We start from the raw sequence: 17,443 nt of genomic DNA, 5'->3' as shown, positions 1-17,443 counted from the left end.
TAAACAAGGCATTGCCCGGGAAATTGTGTTCAGAGATTGCTCTGTCGCAGGCTCCTAGCAATGACGGTGAGTGAAATTTTATCGAAAATAAAATCTTTGCGCCTTACAACAGATCGCAGGTAAATACTTTCGCGTTTTTGCGAATGACCAACAATCTGCTTTTAAATCTCCCACAGATTCCACAAGTCTCTCAGATGATTATTTAATAGAAGATTTTAAACTGAAGTTTGATGATCAGTAAATAAACGGAATGAGCTTTTTTGTCTTTTTTCTGTATTCGAGATATTCTTCCCCGAATTGTTCAATCAGAGCCTGTTCTTCAACCTTGATCCGGTACGTAAAAGCTAAAAAAGGCGGCAGGATGGCCAGAATTAATGAAAGCCAGTTATTGAGATACAAGCCTAATCCTAAAGATGTTAGAAGAGAAAATGAATACGAAGGTTGCCTCACATATTGGTAGAATCCCTCCTTCTTAATCTTATGGTCTTCTTTTATTGTGACATCTACCGTAAAATATTTCCCTAAAGACCTGATAATAGCATATCTGAAAATAATCCCTGTTAAAATAAAAGCTTCTCCTAAGTACAATATCCACTGCCCCTCAGCAATAGGAATTTTGGTCACATAAGACACAGTTACTGAAGCAGCAATGGAAAATGGAATGGCCATCCATAAAATATTCAGGGTAGACTTATCCTTATCTTTTTTGTCATCCTTCCCGGATTTCAACATGTTTTTGTAAAAGAATTCGGAGAGGAACCAGGCGGCCATTGAAATGGTGAAGAGGATTTGGAGTGTAGTCATACTTTAGTTTTTTGGTGAAAAGGTAAAATGGCGAAAAGGCAAATTTGCAAAAGGGCTTTTGTGAGTGGATATAGAATTATACTTCAAAAAACAACTGTTCCTATACCAGCTATCTTTAATTACCGGCTAATTAGTGATTTAGCAGTTTTGCCTTTTTGCAAATTTGCCATTTCGCACTTTAGCCCCAATCACTTCTTCTTTTTCTCCATCACCCGTCTGATCTGCTTCTCCTCCCAGTCTTTGATAAAGCTTATATTGGGTAAAAAAGCAACGATCGCATGAGCAACAAGCCCAATGCCCCAGAAAGTGGCTGTAAAGAAGTTTTTGAACTGGAAATAGCTTTCTCCGGGTTCTAAATGATTGTAATTGTAGAGGACAATTAAAGCATTTATCCCAATATAGGTAAATAAGTGTCCGTAAAATCCTCTTAATCGTTCTACCTGCCTTTTGGCCTGCTCATAGCGGATATCATTTTCGTCATAGCTTTCCATTATCTTCTGTTTTTTTGTTTTTCCATTATTTCGCGGATCTTTCGTTCTTTCCAGGATTCCCCGACTCCAAAAACCTGAAATGCATGGGAAGCAACCCCAACACCCCATCCCAGCATAGGAAAATAGAACCAGAGATTATGCGGGGAGGTGAGCAGGTTGACAATGATCAAAAACGGGATTACTGTACAGTAAGAGATCAGATTTCCGTAGAAGCCCTTTAATTCTTTCACCCGTTTCTTTGCTTTTTCATAAGATCCGTCTTCAATATCGGTTTTAGCATTGATATTACTGGGTTTATCAGACAATATCGGAACTTTTACTTTAAAATAATCTTCAGATTTTTCAATGAAAACATTTTTCTTTGTCAAAAGGGCATACCGCTGGACAATATTGGCCAGACCAATTCCTGCGCTTTCTTTCATCTGCTCCCGTGCCTGAAGGTTATTTTCAATACACAGCGTATCATTATCCGAGAAGATTTTAATCACCAACGGTCGTGCAGAGGTTGCAAAATTGTGTTTGATGCAGTTTTCCAGCAGAAGCTGCAGGGATAAAGGGACTACATATCTTTTGTAATCTTCTTTTTTCACATCAAAAATAAAATCTACACTGTCTTCAAACCTGGTTTTTAAAAGTTCGCAGTAAGTCTTCGCAAACTCGATCTCATCTTCTACGGTTACCAGCTCTTTATCTTTCTGTTCCAATACATACCGGTAGATCTTTGACATAGAAGCTGTAAATTTCTGCGCCTGGTTAGGGTTTTCATCAATCAAAGAGCTCAGCACATTTAAAGAATTAAACAGAAAATGCGGGTCCAGCTGGTTTTTAAGACTTTCAAACTGGGCATTGGCGGATTTCGCGATCAGTTTTTGTTCCACCACTTCCTTTCTTGAGGTTTTCTTGAGCTCTTCCATAAAGCTTTTGGCATGAAGAAACGCTGAAATCAGAAGGGCAATATTGATCATAAACCAGTTGGTGGTGCCGTATTCTTTAGAAAAAAAAGCTTCTGTTGTTGCTGTTTTCTGAATCACCACATAGTTCATATAGTTACAGAAATAGACCAGAATAAAATTTCCGATAATGATGGATATGACGCTTAATACGGCCCTGATCCGCGTAGTTTCCGACCAGGGAAACTTCCTGTTGAGAAACTCATTAATCAGGGCGTTTCCCAGGCCAAGAACGAATGAATACATCGATGAGATCAGCAGCGTGATCAGAAAATTGTGGAAGTTTTTCTCTTTGGTAAAAAATAAAAAGAAAAACAGCGCCGTTCCCAGCGATACCCAAAGTAATATTATAAATCCCTTACGTTTCATGTCATCAGATTTCCTGGCTCAAAATTAGTTCATCATAAAGGTATCGAAAATTATTTTTTACCGAAGGGCTGATTTTCCTTCCTGAACGGAAACAAAAACCCTTCCGGCTATGGAAGGGTTTGGATTTTGTTGTTATTTTCCCGGCATATTGACAAAATATTCCGCCTCTGCTCTTCCCCAGTTCGGATCCAGAGCTGATTTTGGTTTGTAGTTATCAAATTTCTTAATCGTTTCCTTGAACATTTCCATTCCTTTTGTTTTACTTCCGCCATACTGTTCAGGGGTAAAATAAACATCTTCAGCCTTGATAAGTGCTATTCTCGGATTTGAAGGATCCAGTTTTTCGGCAATAGCCATTTCTTCCGAAGCCTTGGCACCATCCGTCATATAACGCTGTGCCGGGTTGACCATCATTCTTAAAGAAGCAGCCATTTTTTTCAGCAGATGGATCTCCGCATTATCTGCGCCTGCGAGATTCTGAGCCGAAGCCAGATATTTGTCTGCTTCTCCTGCTATTTCATCCAGCGCCTGCATATTTCCGTTCCTCATCATCAGTCTTCCTTTCTGAATCTGGGAAAATGCAGCATAATACGGAGGAAGCCATTTTGAGCTTTCCTTGCTCCCTATTCTCTGGAAATCATTGGTCAGGGTCTGGAACTCTTCCGGGGTTTTACACGTTTCTGTTTTAGCAATCTTCTCGGCCATTATTTTTTCATAATCTGCCTGTGCAAAAGCTGTTAAACTCATAAAAGCTAAAGCAAAACTTAAAAGGTATTTTTTCATTATATCAATTTTTTGAAGTTAGTTTAATTGTTGATCCTAAGTTATGTATTTTGCAACGATTGTGGTATCCGCCGCTGTTATTTTATAAATTATTATTGATGGCATCCTCTGTTCTGTCTACACCAAAACTGATGAAGGCGCCTACAAACACAAAGGTATTTACCGGTGGAACTACCGAAGAGCTTCTGCTTCCATCCATCGAGAAATTATAGCCGTAGACATTTTTAGATCCTAAAACATTGGAAACACTCAGAACAAATACCATGAAGGCTTTGGCATCTTTTTTTCCGAGGTTCGGAAGATAATTAAAGCTGATGTTAAGCGCATTATAATCTTTCAGGGTTCCTTCATTTCTGATGTAATTCACCACATTGCTGTTTTCCGTTTTCGTTGCAATATCGTAGTAAGGGCGTCCTTTCGCATAGGTATAGGATAAATTGACTCCTAATTTCCATTCCGGGATAAATCTTTTGGCTACTGCTGAAAGTGTGTGAGCGGATGCAAAATTCGGTTTCAGGCTTACGGGATAATTGGTGAAGTCCCTTTCAGAGTCCAGGAATGAGTAACTGAGCCAGTAATCTATATTTTTAAAGGTTTTTTTGTCTCTCCAGAACAATTCGAGTCCTTTTGCATACCCGTAACCGTCATTGTTCAATGCGCTTTGTATCTGCTGGTTTTGCTGGCTGTCCGGTGTGATATTGAATGTTTTGATCAGCTGATCATACTTTTTGTAAAAAGCCTCAAAACGCAGGCTTCTCCCCTCCGATGCCCTCTGCACCTGAAAAATATAATGTTGTGATTTCTGGAAATCCAGATCCGCAGGGCCGTTGATGTATCTGCTTTCTGGGTTCTGATAAAACAATCCATACGCAATGGAGGTTGTCCAGTCCTTAGCCAGACGGTAAGCCAATGCAAAGCGCGGTGCAAAATTGCTTTTTCCTAAGAAAGAAGAATGCTCTGCCCTAAACCCAATTTTTGCGGACAATGCGTTACTGAAACCCAGATCTGTTTCTGCAAAAGCGGAAGAAATCAGGTCTTTATAATGCTTGCGGACTTCTGTAAAGTTTAGTTTTTCATCTGTGTTATTCAGTTCAAAACCTGCTCTTACTGCGCTTATTTTATTGATCTTCCTTTCAATAACTGCTTTAAAATTGATGTAATTTCCTTCAGTTAAAAGCTGGGACGGATCTGATTCCTGATCATTTGTTTCCGTGGAAAAATTCAGATCGGATCTGTTGTAGGAATAAGACGTTCCGGCATTCAGAAGATATTTCCCGAATTTTTGCTTAAAAGACAGATTGTGGTAGGTATTTTTTCCTTTCAGTCTTACCAGTGCAAAATCATACTCCGGCTCCAGACTTTGTGTTTTTACCCCCATTTTATTGGAATCATACATTCCGTAATATTTAAGGAATCCACCTGATTTTGTTTTAATTCTGAAATTAAAATCTCCGTTCAGGCCCTGCGGAGCATCAATAAAATCGGTATTAAAATTAAAAACATTCTGCATAACGCTCAGGAGCGAATAGCCCAAAGTTGCTCCGAAAGAATGATTTTTATCTGATCCCAGTTTCTGAAATCCTGCACTTAAAAAGATGGGTGAAATTCCAAAATCATAAGAGCTTTGGTCCGGAAGATCTACACTTTCCAGCATCAGCGCGCCTGAAAGCGCCTGCCCGTACAATGCAGAATATCCGCCGCTGGAAAAAATATTCCCTTTAAAAAGCGAGGTATTAAAACGGTCCCTTCCTGCAATTCCGGGAACTGAGTTTGAGAAATAATTGTTAATTAAGCTTCCATCCATAAAAATCTTGGATTCCGTTCCGGTCCCTCCCCGGATGAAAAGACCTTCTGACTCGCCTACTTTCTGAACGCCCGGAAGATAATTTAAGGCAGAAGAGATCTGGCCGTCTGCACCCGCTGTGGTATAAATATCAATGGGAGTCAGCAGCGCTGTAGCTCTTTTCTTATCGCTGGCTTCTATGGAACCTGCAGATACCACAACGGCATCAATCTCACTGATCTGTTCTTTAAGTTCTGTATTGACAGAGATATCCTGATTTTCAATCACAACTGCTTTTTCAATGCTCTGGTATTTGGGATGGGTAAAAGTTAGGATATGATTTCCTTTTTCACTTGTTTCAAAGGAAAAATTTCCCTGTGCATCTGTAGTTGCACCATCATAAGTGTCTTTTAGTGTGACATTGATTTCATTAATGCCTTTGCTTTTAAAAGTGACCTTTCCCGAGATCTTTACCTGCGAATAGCCCGCAATAAAGGTGAGAAAAGTGATCAGCAGTAAAAGTTTTTTTCCTTGTGCTTTCATGGGTTTCATTTTCGGGTCAAAAATAATACGGAAAATGCCTTTCTTTAAAATAAATTTTACTGAAAGGCATAGTTTGGCTTCTGAATGGGAAATTGATGGGATTGTTTTCTGAAAAAAGACTGAAATCATAAAGTTCTTCGGAAAATCTTTTATAAATTTATCGTAAAATCACTTTAAATCATTTAAAAATGAAAGGACAAACATTAGCATTACTGGCGGGTTGTGCATTTTTAGCGGCTTCATGCTGCACAACGAAAACGTACACGGTTAACGCTAAGAGTGGAACAGAGACTGGCGGAACAGCCAAGTTTACCCAGAAAGGAGAAGAGGTAACCATGAAACTTGAAGTAACGAATCTTACTCCTGGAATCCATGCCGTGCATATTCATGAGAAAGGAGACTGCTCTGCGGCAGACGGAACTTCTACAGGAGGTCACTGGAATCCATCCAAAAACGACCACGGAAAATGGGGTGCCGAACATTTCCATATGGGAGATATCGGTAACCTTACTGCGGATGCAAGCGGAAAAGCGGTGCTTACTTTCAAAACCGATAAATGGTGCCTGGGATGTACGGACGAATCTAAAAACATCATTGGAAAGGGGCTGATTGTACATGCGGCGGCAGATGATTTCCATACCCAGCCTACCGGAAATGCGGGAGGAAGAGTGGGATGCGTGGAAATTAAATAAGGATTTATTTTCAAAATGTCATATAAAAAAGGGGCCATATTCTGGCTCCTTTTTTTGTTAATGTAATTCTGCTTCCAATCTTTTGCCTTCCAGTTTAATGCTAAACTTAAGCTCTGCATTCAGCGCATCGAATACCTTCATAACTGTAGCCACCGTAGCATTTGTTATATTATTTTCGATTTTAGAGATTTGAGCTTTCTGTACGCCTACCAATTCTCCCAGTTCCAGCTGTGTGAGGTTTCTTTCTTTTCGTGCTGCTTTTATCAAGTGTCCCAACACATCCATTCTCAGTTCATATTCATATTGCTGCCTCTCTTCACTTCCTTCTTTGCCGATGTAACGATCTTTTATATCGGCAAGGGTATATTTTTTTATTTCTCTCTTTGCCATAACTATTTTAGATATTTTTCTCTTATTTTTTCTGCTTTTTCCAATTCTTTCTTTGGTACTTTACTGTCTTTTTTAATAAAACCATGAGTAGCAATTACGAGGGTATTTTCACCATCTCTTTTGTCCCAGAATGCCAATAGCCTATACTGGCTTCCCAAATATCTTGTCCTGAACTCCCAGATTTCTCCACTTAATTTTTTTAAGAGCCTGGGATCATTAGTCTGTTCAGCCAAATCAATATTATAAATTATTTTTCCTGCTGATTTTTTATTAAGGCCCGACAGGAAATCATCAACCTCTTCTAAAAAATGGTTTGAAAATATCTCATTGTGTTTTTATCAAAAATACAAAAAAGTTTCCAAATATGGAAACTTTTGCCTTTTATTTAAATTTTTTAAAGAGTACAAAAAAAACCGCTGATTTTCATCAGCGTTTTTTTTGTTTTATGATTTTGTTCCCATATCGGAAACGATATTCATAGCTTCCTGTAAGTATGGATCCTTTTTAAGATTCTTGATCCACATTTCAGATTTTTTCTTGAAAGCTTCATCTTTTTTCTCTCTTTCAATTTCACCAGGGTACATCATGAACTTCAGACCGTTCTCAAACTTGGTTAAAGCTTTGAACTTCTCGATCTGGGCTTTTCTCTGCTTCATGAGTTCATTGAATTTATTAATGTTAAGCGTAATGCTTTCTTCTTTATCCAGTTTCTCTCTCCACTGTGCCGATTCAAGCAGAAGCTGATAATTGCTGTTTTTAGCCATTCTGTCTGCACTTGCTTTTTCAAGGGCCTGGATATTGAAATAATTCAGTTTTTCGAATTTCGTTCCCGGAATTTTATCCCAAGCCAAAGCAAAATCATCATAACGCTCTCCTACTTCTGCGTAAGTAAAGAAGTCTTTCATCTGAATGTCTGAAACAATTCCTTTTCTCTGTGTAGATTCTCCTGTAACTCTGTAGAACTTCTGAATTGTCAGTTTTAAAGATCCAAAATCATCTTCTGTATTCAAAAATCTGTTCAGGTCTACGAACGTCTGTACAGTTCCTTTTCCAAATGATTGCGGAGAACCGATGATCATTGCTCTTCCGTAATCCTGCATTACTCCTGCTAAAATCTCAGAAGCAGATGCTGAAAGCTCGTTCTGCATAATCACCAGTGGACCTGTCCAGATCGGTGTCTCATTTTTATTTTTTAAGGTCTGGATCTTTCCGTTTCCGTCTTTAACCTGTACGTAAGGTCCGGCATCCATGAACAGTCCCATGATATCTCCTACTTCCGTTAATGATCCTCCACCGTTATTTCTAAGATCTAGAACAATTCCTTCAATATTCTGCTGTTTAAGCTTCAGGATTTCAGCTTTGATATCATCAGAAGCGTTTCTTCCTTTGGCATTTTCGAAATCCGCATTAAAGCTCGGAAGGTTGATAAATCCGTATTTTTTTCCGTTTGGAGAGTTCACCACGATACTTCTTGCAAACGTATCTTCTATCGCAACTTCTTCACGGATCATCGTTACATCCTTGATGGTTCCGTCTTTTTTCTGAACGGTTAATGTTACCGGTGTGCCCTTTTCACCTCTGATGAGTCTTACGGCTTCATCGGAAAGCATTCCCACTACATTTACGGCATCATCTTTCGGCTTGGATTTTACTTTTAGTATTTTATCTCCTTCGCTAAGCTGTTTCGATTTCCATGCCGGCGCGCCGATGGTCAGAGCACCCAGATAAAGGTTTCCTTTTTTCTCCTGGATAATCGCTCCGATACCGATTACTTTTCCTGTAAACTGAGTGTCAAAATCTTCTTTGTCTTTTGGAGAATAATAATTGGTGTGCGGATCAAATACTTCTGTATAGGCATTCATATACACCGTAAACCAATCCATTTTCTTTCTTTTCTTGAATCTTGTAAAGGTATCTTTCACAAGGTCTTTCACTTCATCGGTCGCTTTTTTGATCTTCTGATCCTGAGTGAGCGGCTGAAACTTGATGGTATCTTTCAGTTTGTATTTCTGAACAGAATCTTTCTTTTCTTTCTGAGCTTCTTCTTTGCTGTTCATAGATTCTACCTCCTGCAGAATGTAATACTTGATGTATTTTCTCCATTCATTGTACTGTTCCTGCTTATTGGCAGGAGCTTTCTTTAATTTAGGTTCAAAAACATAGGTTTCATCTTCCTGCAGATTGATAGGCTTGCTGAAAATATCCTGGGTGATTTTATCAATTTCATCCACCCTTTGATAAAGCCTGTCGATGGTTGTTTTATAAAATATCAGGTCTCCCTGGCTGATATAGTCATCAAGCTTTGTTTCGTGCTTGCTGAATTCATCCATATCAGACTGAAGAAAATATCTTTTTGCGGGGTCTACCAGCTCGAAATAGTGTTTATAAACGTCCTTTGAATAGGCATCATTGATGGGTTTCGGGCTGTAATGTAGATAAGAAAGTGTATTCTTTACGCTCACCATGATCGTCTGCATCTTTTCGTCGTCATTCTTTGGCGAGTTGAAACAAAACATTAGACTTGTCAATGGAATCAGGAGTAAAAATTTATTCAGTTTGAAATTTTTCCACATAAACTGTCTTTATTTATTAATTTTTTTAAAATATATACTACAATTAGTAGCAGCAAATAATTCGCTGTTACAAACTATCAAATTTAATACCTTATTTATAATTATCGACTAGTTTTATCTGTTTTTTACCAAAAGCAATTCCACATGATGAACATCATTTTCTCAGAATGACAATATACAATTCATAATCAAACGATTACCCATTGATCTATTGACTTTATTTTAACCTGAGCTTGGGTTATGAAAACTATGATCAACACAATGGATGCTTAAATTATGATTGGAAATAGATTTCTTAAAATTCCAGAATTGAACCATGCTGAAAAAATGAAAAAGCTGCCATAAGTGTTCTTATATCCCTGATAATTTCCGTCCCCTTCTTCCAACTTCCTTACTTTATTTAACATTTTTCCACCACTGTCTGAACACCTGTGCGCTGTCATCAAGGTTCACAACTTCCCCAATCATAGGAGTAGCCAGCCTGTACTTTTTATCCCGTGAATATTTTGTAATTTCCTTCAAAGGCTCATCCCATGGATGTTTGGCAAGAGTGAATTTGGAATGATGCACCGGAATCAGGTTTTTAGCTTTAAGCTCTGTCGTAGCCAATGCTACCTCCTGAGGCAGCTCATGCACAGACTGCCATGCCTTGTTATACTGGCCACATTCCATCACAGCCCAGTCAATGCGTGGATGTTTTGCCGCGATATCTTTAAAACGGCTGCTGTAACCTCCGTCTCCGCTGTAATAAATATTCATATCCGGTGACTGAATGTAAAATGACAGCCACAGCGCCTGGGAACTTTTAAATCCTCTCCCGCCGTCATGATGGGTATTTTCGGTGAAGATCGTAAAGCCGGGTTTCACATCCACATGTTCTCCCCAGTCTTTTTCAATGATCTGTTTCGCAGTATAGCCCCATCTTTCATAATGGGCACCGGCGCCCAGACCGCAAACCACATATTTTACTTTTGGCTGTAGTGCTTTTGCGGTTTCATAGTCAAGATGATCATAATGGTCATGGGAAAGCAGCACATAATCTATTTCCGGTATATCAGCAACTGAATAGATGTCACTTCCTTTGTATGCTGAGGGTTTTCCGGGAAGCGGAGAAATTCGTCCGCTGAATACGGGATCCACCAAAATCCGGATCCCATCCACCTGCAAAAAGAAGGAGGAATGCCCAAACCAAACCATCACATTTCTGTTCCGGGGAAGAGCTTTAAGATCGGTTTTTATTGAAGGCAGTGCGTCTACCGGTTCTGTACGAGGGAATTTTTTGGTAAGCACTTCCCAGATTTCTCCTGTGATGCTATAGCCTTCCGATATCGTTGGTTTTTCTACAAGGTTTCGGAATTTGCCGTCTTTATAATGGGGAGAATTTTTTATGAGTTCGAGTCTTTCTCCTTCCGGCAAAGCTCCAAACTGAGGTTGCTTCATATAAAAATAAGTCGCCGTTGCCAGTACTGTGATGATACAAAGAACACCAACGGTTATTCTTTTGAGTATTCTTTTCAATTTTTTCATCAGGTTTATGTTTTATGTTCAATATTTCTGGTAGGCTTTTGCTAAGCTTAAGCATGTTTACGTTTTGGTTGAATTAATGACGGCTAACTCCAGCCGATTACTTTTTTTATTATGAACTTCCATACTATACATTCATCCCCACAGTTTTGATTGGTAAATCTGATGTACAAATTTCTATAATGAATTGTAAGTTTGATTTTCTCAAAAGCTATTATCAATCAGAAAATTACAGAATATGCCTAAAAGGATCATCAGGCAAAACTATATTTCCTCAATTCCATTTATCTTCAAAACTTTTTAGCTAAATTTGAAGTGCGGAAAATTTTTCTTCTTTGTCAGGATAGACAAAAAGGAGTTTTCTTACGGCACTTGATGCCAAATACCCTTTTAAAATTAAACTTTTTATGGAAAGACCGCTTATTCTGGTAACGAATGATGATGGAATCACTGCCCCTGGTGTCAGAAATCTTATACAATTTATGAACGAAATCGGAGAAGTTGTTGTGGTAGCACCCAACTCTCCTCAAAGTGGAAAAGGCCACGCTATTACAATCAATTCTACCTTAAGCTACGAAGAAGTAACCCTGGATGGTCCGCAGACTGATTTTTCATGCAGCGGAACCCCTGTAGATTGTGTAAAAATGGCCCTCGACAAAATCCTGACCAGAAGGCCGGATATTGTGGTTTCCGGGATCAATCATGGAGCCAATTCTTCTATCAATGTGATCTATTCGGGAACGATGTCTGCCGCAGTAGAAGCGGGTGTGGAAGGAATCCCTGCGATTGGTTTTTCCCTTCTTGATTTCAGCTGGGAAGCAGATTTTACACAGGCCAAAGAACACATCCAGAATATTGTAAGAAGGACATTGGAAAATCCTATGCCTAAAGGAATTGTATTGAACGTAAATATTCCTAAGCTTACCGCTGGAGAAATCAAAGGAATCAAAGTCTGCAAACAGGCCAATGCCAAATGGGAAGAAAGCTTTGATGAAAGAGTAAATCCTCATGGAAAAAAATACTACTGGCTGACCGGATATTTCAACAATATGGATGAATCCGAAGATGCTGATGAAACGGCTCTTGCTAACGGATACATTTCTATTGTTCCGGTAAAGTTCGACCTTACGGCTTACGAATACATGAAAACTCTTGAGGAAGTAATGAATTTTGACTGATGTACGAAAAGCTGAACAATCCTGTTTATCATTCGCTTAATGAATACCATAAAAAGTTCTGCTTCAATTTTGGAGATACGAAATTCTACAATCCTGAAGTAGCTTCTTTTGGTGGAGCTGCTGTGGTTTCCAAAGAACAGGAGATCAATGAGTATGCAAAGATCTGCAATGATTTTCTGATTTTTGGCGCGAAGCCCGATTTCAAGAATTCAAAGACAGATTTGTCACAGCTTGTGTGTGATCAGTACGTTCTTGAAAATCCCATTCAGATTGATATAACAGAAGAAATTATTGAGCTGAAAGAAGAGAATCATGAAGAGCTTCTGGCGTTCGTGATGAAATTCTATCCTTATTATTTTAAAGCCAGAACTCCGGAACTGGGCCGTTATTTCGGGATTTTTAAAGACGGAAAACTCGCTGCCGTTACCGGTGAAAGAATGCAGATGAATGACATGACGGAAGTAAGTGCGGTGATTACAGATACGGATCATCTTGGAAAAGGACTGGCCAAACAGCTGGTGGCTTTTGTCTCCGGGAAAATTTTTGAGGATGGAAAAACACCATTCCTTCATGTGGCGGAAAGCAATACCGGTGCTAAAATACTGTATGAAAAGCTTGGCTTTAGGCATAGAGGAATAATAAACTTATGGGGCGTGAAAAGATAATTTTCCTGCCCTTTTTTATATTGAAATTGTTTGTTTTAACCACTGATTACACAGATTTTCACAGATGGTTGCGGATAGATTTTAAACATTAAGATTTATGAAGGAGATAAGAATTATTAAGGAAAATCTAAAAATTTTTTGAGCGATGCTCTTTTAAAACAAAGCTCAAACTTAATATTCTTAAAAACTTAAATTCTCGTTAGTGGTTTTAAATTTTATTTCCTTTTATTATTAATTTTCTTTCCATAGTTGCCTATATTTTCACAGATGTTTATATTTATATGGAGTTGCAGAAATTGGTGAGAAATGTGAGTTATTTGATCTGAATCCTTCCAGAACTTCTCGCTCCCATCCTCCCACTCCCAGCCTTTTTAATCCTTCAGGTTAAAAAATCCATAAAACCCTCCCTTCTCTGCTTTTCCTGAAAACTTTTCCCTACATTTATTCTTATTAATTTTTCGCGAATTATGAGAATAGAATATGATATAAAGCTTGGATTCAAGGATGTAATGTTCCGTCCCAAACGTTCCACATTAAAATCCCGCTCAGACGTAAATCTTGAAAGAGAATTCACTTTCAGACATACTAAAAAGAAATGGAGCGGTGTTCCCCTGATTGCGGCCAATATGGACACGGTAGGAACTTTTGAAATGGCCGTAGAGCTGGCCAAAGACAAAATTATTACAGCCGTTCATAAACATTATACCCCGGATGAATGGACCCGGTTTCTGGAAAGTCAGCCGGAAAGTATTTACCAATATATCGCCTTAAGTACCGGTACCGGACAGGCAGACGAAGAAAAACTTAAAACGATCCTCGAAAAGCACCCAAAAATCGAGTTTCTCTGCATTGATGTAGCGAATGGTTATTCTGAGCATTTTGTAGGATTTGTGAAGAAGGCAAGGGCTAATTTTCCTGATAAGATCATTATGGCAGGAAACGTAGTGACCGGAGAAATGGTGGAAGAACTTCTTCTGGTGGGCGCAGATATCATTAAGGTAGGCATCGGCCCCGGTTCTGTATGTACAACCCGCGTAAAAACAGGGGTTGGTTATCCTCAGCTTTCTGCCATTATCGAATGTTCTGATGCGGCCCACGGGCTTGGTGGCCATATTATTGCTGACGGAGGCTGTAAAGTTCCCGGAGATGTAGCCAAAGCTTTTGGTGGAGGTGCAGACTTCGTAATGCTGGGTGGCATGTTTGCCGGGCATGATGAAAGCGGCGGAGAAATCATTGAAGAAAACGGAAAGAAATACCGCCTGTTTTATGGAATGAGTTCCAAAACTGCAATGGACAAGCATTCCGGAGGGGTTGCTGAGTACCGTGCCTCAGAAGGAAAAACAGTAAAGGCAGATTATAAAGGTCCTGTTTCGGAAACGGTAAAAGATATTTTGGGCGGTGTTCGGTCTACCTGTACCTATGTGGGCGCTTCCAAGCTGAAAGAACTGTCCAAAAGGACTACTTTTATCAGGGTTCAGGAGCAGGAAAACCAGATCTTTACAGATTAAAAACTGGAATCACGCTGATTTTGCATATAAAGCAGATCATCATAATAAAACCGGCTGTACAAAGGATGTACAGCCGATTTTAGTTTTATTAGGTCAGCATTCCGCCGTCTACGTGCAGAGTTTGTCCTGTAATGTAAGAAGCCATTTCGCTTCCTAAGAATATGCAGGCGTTGGCCACGTCGCTGGTCTGCCCTGCTCTCTTCATAGGAATTCTGTCTCTCCACGCCTGAAGTGTTTTCTCATCCAGATCGGCTGTCATTTCAGTTTCTGTGAAGCCAGGAGCAATGGCGTTGCATCTGATGTTTCTTGATCCCAGTTCCAGTGCGATAGATTTTGTAAATCCGATTACTCCCGCTTTAGAAGCTGCATAATTGGACTGTCCAGGGTTTCCGCTGACTCCTACTACGGAAGTCATATTGATAATAGATCCTGATTTAGCTTTCATCATCGGCTTGATCACCGCTTTTGTAAGGTTAAATACGGAATCCAGGTTGATTCTCATTACTTTGTCCCAGTCTTCTTTAGTCATTCTCAACAATAGGTTATCTCTTGTGATTCCTGCATTGTTGATCAGAATATCAATTTGCCCGAACTCTGCCATTACATCATCTATTAATTTTTGAGCTGCATTATAATCTGATGCGTCAGACTGATATCCCTTGATCTGGGTTACAGAACTTAAAGCCGCTTCCAATGCCTGAGCTTTTTCTACAGAGCCGGCATAAGTGAATGCTACTTTTGCACCCTGTTCAGCGTACATTTCAGCGATCTTCTTTCCGATTCCTCTTGTAGCTCCGGTAATTAGTGCTACTTTTCCTTCTAATAGTTTCATCATATCTCTTGATAATTATATTCTTAGTAAATACTTCCGTCTTAAAAAAACGGCAATTTAGCATATTTAATTTTATACTAATTAAGCAGTGCGCAAAGATATTATAAATTGTTATTCAATGCATTCCAAATCATCAAATTAGTTAAATTTTTTAACTGCTTTTTATCATAGTTCATAACAGTGAGCCTCTATTCTTAAATCTTGTGAAATACAGGATCTCCTGTTTTTTGTCTTTATCCAGCCTCAAAACTTCCTTCTGCCAGTAATATTTGTCGTATATAATCTCCTTCAAAGGCTCGTTCTGAAAATTTACAACTCCATATTTATCATTTTTCCTGACTACAATTTCATTCTCCGAATTTTCAAAAACAATAATATCATCGTAGATAAACGGAACGATTTCTTTACCGTTTTCATCCATTATCCCGTACAGATTGGCATTGTTTTTACAGACTACCGGTTTAGAATACAGGTTGAATATATTAAAGAAATCCGGTTCCTGCTTTTTGATGGAAATAATATCCTTTAACGGTAATACAGTCCCATCTGACACTGAAAACCTGTAGTAAGCATCCTGTTTTCTGATGATCAGCTGATCGGGATAGAAAGCAATCACCTGTGTATTGCTTTCCAGAATATTCTTCAGGTCTTTATCCAGGAATTTTTCTTCTTTTTCATTTTTTAGGTAGATAAAATCTCTTCCGGAAATACTGAAACTTTGTACAAAATCATACTCCTGGGGAACAACAAGTTCACCCTGAAGATTCACAACACCGCTTTTCTTTAATTTATCATGATAAACACTGAAAAGACCATTGAATAGAGGAGTTAAGTATTTGAAATTATTCGGATAAAGCTTTTTATCCTTCTTATTAAAAATTGTTGCCTTTCCTTTTTTTCTGAGATAAACATATTCTTTAGCTCCAAAATATTCCGGTGCGGCATCATCAAAAATCTCTTCAGCAAGGATATTTTCCTCAGGATCTACAAGCCCGTATTTTCCGGTTGCTTTATTTTTAGTTATCAGATAGGGATAAGCAGCCAGACTATAGATCTGTGCTGAAAATTTGTGTAAGGTTTGGCCATTCAGGTCAATAATTTCGCTTTGCTGATCTTCATTAACGATTAAAGTCCTGCCGTTTTCGAAGTGATAATTCTCTTTAAAATTTCTGCTGCTGATCTGTTTTCCATTAAGATCATATAAATTCCAGATTTTGTCCTTCAGAACAAAAAAACGGTCTTCTCCTGCAAACTGGATACGCTCTGCATGAGCAATAATTTCTTTCCCATTATAATCGTAAAGTGCTTCTTTTCCTGTTTTTGAAGAAATGATCCACTTTTTGCTCAGCCATGGAGTATTAAAGCTTTGTTCAGCCAGAGGAAACAGCTCGTTCCCTTTTTCGTCAATAATAGCAGATTGAATTCTGGCAGATTGAGCGGAAGTAAGAACAAATCTGTTTTTAAAGATATGTGAAATGCTGTAGGGAGATTCAAAAGTGATATTCCCCAATGAATCTACAATACTTTGTTTTTTATTTTTTGAATCATAAGTTGTTCCATATCCTTCAGAATAGGAATATACTTCTTTCCCAATCTTTTTTGATAAAAGAATTTTGGTATACTGGTTGGTCTGGGCCATACACACTGATGAACACAGTGCGAAAACTAACTTTTTCAATGAATTTAAATGGAATTATTTACGATCAGAACAATCTCGCCTTTTAAAGTTTTACTTTTGGAAAATTCAATTAATTCACTGATCGTTCCCCGTTTGGTTTCTTCGAATTTTTTAGAAATTTCCCTGCTTAGGCTGGCTTTGGTTTCTTCACCGAAGAATTCCCTGATCTGCTCCAGAGTGGTATTGATCTTATGCGGGCTTTCGTATAAAACAATGGTTTTTTTCTCTTCTGCCAGCTGTTTCAGCCTGGTTTGTCTTCCTTTTTTCTGCGGAAGGAAGCCTGCAAACAGGAATTCATTGTTGGGAAGACCGGAAACCACAAGCGCCGGAATCAGAGCTGTTGCTCCCGGAAGGCAGATCATTTCAATATGATGGTCTGCTCCTGCTTTTGCTAAAAGATACCCCGGATCTGAAATTCCCGGAGTTCCTGCATCTGTAATGATGGCAATATTCTGCCCGTTTTTAAGATCAGCGATCACTTTTTCAGTGGCCTGGTGTTCATTATGAAGATGATATGATTTTAAAGGTTTTGAGATCTCGTAATGCTTTAAAAGTATTCCGGAAGTCCTTGTGTCTTCGCATAAAATATAATCAACTTCCTTTAGGGTTTTTATTGCCCTGAAGGTCATGTCTTCTAAGTTCCCGACGGGTGTGGGAACAAAATATAAGATTCCGCTCAA

16 protein-coding genes are annotated in these 17,443 nt (G+C 38.8%); 4 read left to right on the top strand and 12 right to left on the bottom strand.

Annotation, left to right across the window (positions count from 1 at the left end; translation table 11 throughout):
• Positions 1–234: 234 nt before the first annotated feature.
• The 5 genes from B7E04_RS03430 to B7E04_RS03410 form a co-directional block, all read right to left on the bottom strand.
• Positions 235–804 (bottom strand): methyltransferase family protein, encoded by a 570-nt coding sequence (locus tag B7E04_RS03430; protein WP_080777383.1) that lies wholly within the window; start codon positions 802–804, stop codon positions 235–237.
• A 188-nt stretch (positions 805–992) separates the two neighbouring features.
• Positions 993–1,295 carry a 2TM domain-containing protein gene (locus tag B7E04_RS03425; protein ID WP_080777382.1) on the bottom strand — a complete coding sequence of 101 codons (303 nt, stop codon included), beginning with the start codon at positions 1,293–1,295 and terminating at the stop codon, positions 993–995.
• Positions 1,295–2,614 carry a 2TM domain-containing protein gene (locus B7E04_RS03420; RefSeq protein ID WP_080777381.1) on the bottom strand — a complete coding sequence of 440 codons (1,320 nt, stop codon included), beginning with the start codon at positions 2,612–2,614 and terminating at the stop codon, positions 1,295–1,297. The genes B7E04_RS03425 and B7E04_RS03420 overlap by 1 nt, the downstream gene beginning before the upstream one ends.
• A gap of 132 nt (positions 2,615–2,746) precedes the next feature.
• On the bottom strand, positions 2,747–3,397 hold the full coding sequence (locus tag B7E04_RS03415) for a hypothetical protein (protein ID WP_080777380.1): 651 nt from the start codon (positions 3,395–3,397) through the stop codon (positions 2,747–2,749).
• A gap of 82 nt (positions 3,398–3,479) precedes the next feature.
• Complete coding sequence (locus B7E04_RS03410; RefSeq protein ID WP_080777949.1) at positions 3,480–5,723, bottom strand: TonB-dependent receptor; 2,244 nt, start codon at positions 5,721–5,723, stop codon at positions 3,480–3,482.
• A 188-nt stretch (positions 5,724–5,911) separates the two neighbouring features.
• Here B7E04_RS03410 and B7E04_RS03405 point away from each other — a divergent pair, with 188 nt between their 5' ends.
• Complete coding sequence (locus B7E04_RS03405; protein WP_080777379.1) at positions 5,912–6,415, top strand: superoxide dismutase family protein; 504 nt, start codon at positions 5,912–5,914, stop codon at positions 6,413–6,415.
• 57 nt (positions 6,416–6,472) lie between these two features.
• Here B7E04_RS03405 and B7E04_RS03400 read toward each other — a convergent pair whose 3' ends face one another.
• From B7E04_RS03400 to B7E04_RS03385, 4 genes are all read right to left on the bottom strand, one after another.
• Positions 6,473–6,805 carry a helix-turn-helix domain-containing protein gene (locus tag B7E04_RS03400; RefSeq protein ID WP_185117062.1) on the bottom strand — a complete coding sequence of 111 codons (333 nt, stop codon included), beginning with the start codon at positions 6,803–6,805 and terminating at the stop codon, positions 6,473–6,475.
• A gap of 2 nt (positions 6,806–6,807) precedes the next feature.
• Positions 6,808–7,089: a type II toxin-antitoxin system RelE/ParE family toxin gene (locus B7E04_RS03395; protein ID WP_394334767.1), complete on the bottom strand. Its 282-nt coding sequence runs from the start codon at positions 7,087–7,089 to the stop codon at positions 6,808–6,810.
• 159 nt (positions 7,090–7,248) lie between these two features.
• Positions 7,249–9,378 (bottom strand): carboxy terminal-processing peptidase, encoded by a 2,130-nt coding sequence (locus B7E04_RS03390; protein ID WP_080777377.1) that lies wholly within the window; start codon positions 9,376–9,378, stop codon positions 7,249–7,251.
• Between the two features lie 396 nt (positions 9,379–9,774).
• Positions 9,775–10,905, bottom strand: a complete 1,131-nt coding sequence (locus B7E04_RS03385; protein ID WP_080777376.1) for an MBL fold metallo-hydrolase — start codon at positions 10,903–10,905, stop codon at positions 9,775–9,777.
• Between the two features lie 404 nt (positions 10,906–11,309).
• Between B7E04_RS03385 and surE the strand changes: the two genes are divergently transcribed.
• The 3 genes from surE to B7E04_RS03370 all read left to right on the top strand — a co-directional run bounded on the left by surE (position 11,310) and on the right by B7E04_RS03370 (position 14,253).
• On the top strand, positions 11,310–12,080 hold the full coding sequence (gene surE, locus B7E04_RS03380; protein WP_080777375.1) for a 5'/3'-nucleotidase SurE: 771 nt from the start codon (positions 11,310–11,312) through the stop codon (positions 12,078–12,080).
• Positions 12,080–12,745: a GNAT family N-acetyltransferase gene (locus tag B7E04_RS03375; RefSeq protein WP_080777374.1), complete on the top strand. Its 666-nt coding sequence runs from the start codon at positions 12,080–12,082 to the stop codon at positions 12,743–12,745. The genes surE and B7E04_RS03375 overlap by 1 nt, the downstream gene beginning before the upstream one ends.
• Before the next feature lie 467 nt (positions 12,746–13,212).
• Positions 13,213–14,253, top strand: a complete 1,041-nt coding sequence (locus B7E04_RS03370; RefSeq protein WP_080777373.1) for a GMP reductase — start codon at positions 13,213–13,215, stop codon at positions 14,251–14,253.
• An 88-nt stretch (positions 14,254–14,341) separates the two neighbouring features.
• On the opposite strand, the gene fabG is transcribed toward B7E04_RS03370, so the two are convergent.
• The 3 genes from fabG to rsmI form a co-directional block, all read right to left on the bottom strand.
• Positions 14,342–15,085 (bottom strand): 3-oxoacyl-[acyl-carrier-protein] reductase, encoded by a 744-nt coding sequence (fabG, locus tag B7E04_RS03365; RefSeq protein WP_080777372.1) that lies wholly within the window; start codon positions 15,083–15,085, stop codon positions 14,342–14,344.
• Between the two features lie 172 nt (positions 15,086–15,257).
• The gene (locus tag B7E04_RS03360) at positions 15,258–16,763 is read right to left on the bottom strand and encodes a WG repeat-containing protein (protein WP_139785328.1); all 1,506 of its coding nucleotides are present in this window, start codon (positions 16,761–16,763) and stop codon (positions 15,258–15,260) included.
• 5 nt (positions 16,764–16,768) lie between these two features.
• Positions 16,769–17,443, bottom strand: coding sequence for a 16S rRNA (cytidine(1402)-2'-O)-methyltransferase (rsmI, locus tag B7E04_RS03355; RefSeq protein ID WP_080777370.1), 675 nt, complete (start codon positions 17,441–17,443; stop codon positions 16,769–16,771).

It is taken from the genome of Chryseobacterium phocaeense (assembly GCF_900169075.1).
Taxonomy (GTDB): Bacteria; Bacteroidota; Bacteroidia; order Flavobacteriales; family Weeksellaceae; genus Chryseobacterium; species Chryseobacterium phocaeense.
Note: the sequence above shows the minus strand (reverse complement) of the source record. Positions and strands in the feature narration are given on the sequence as shown.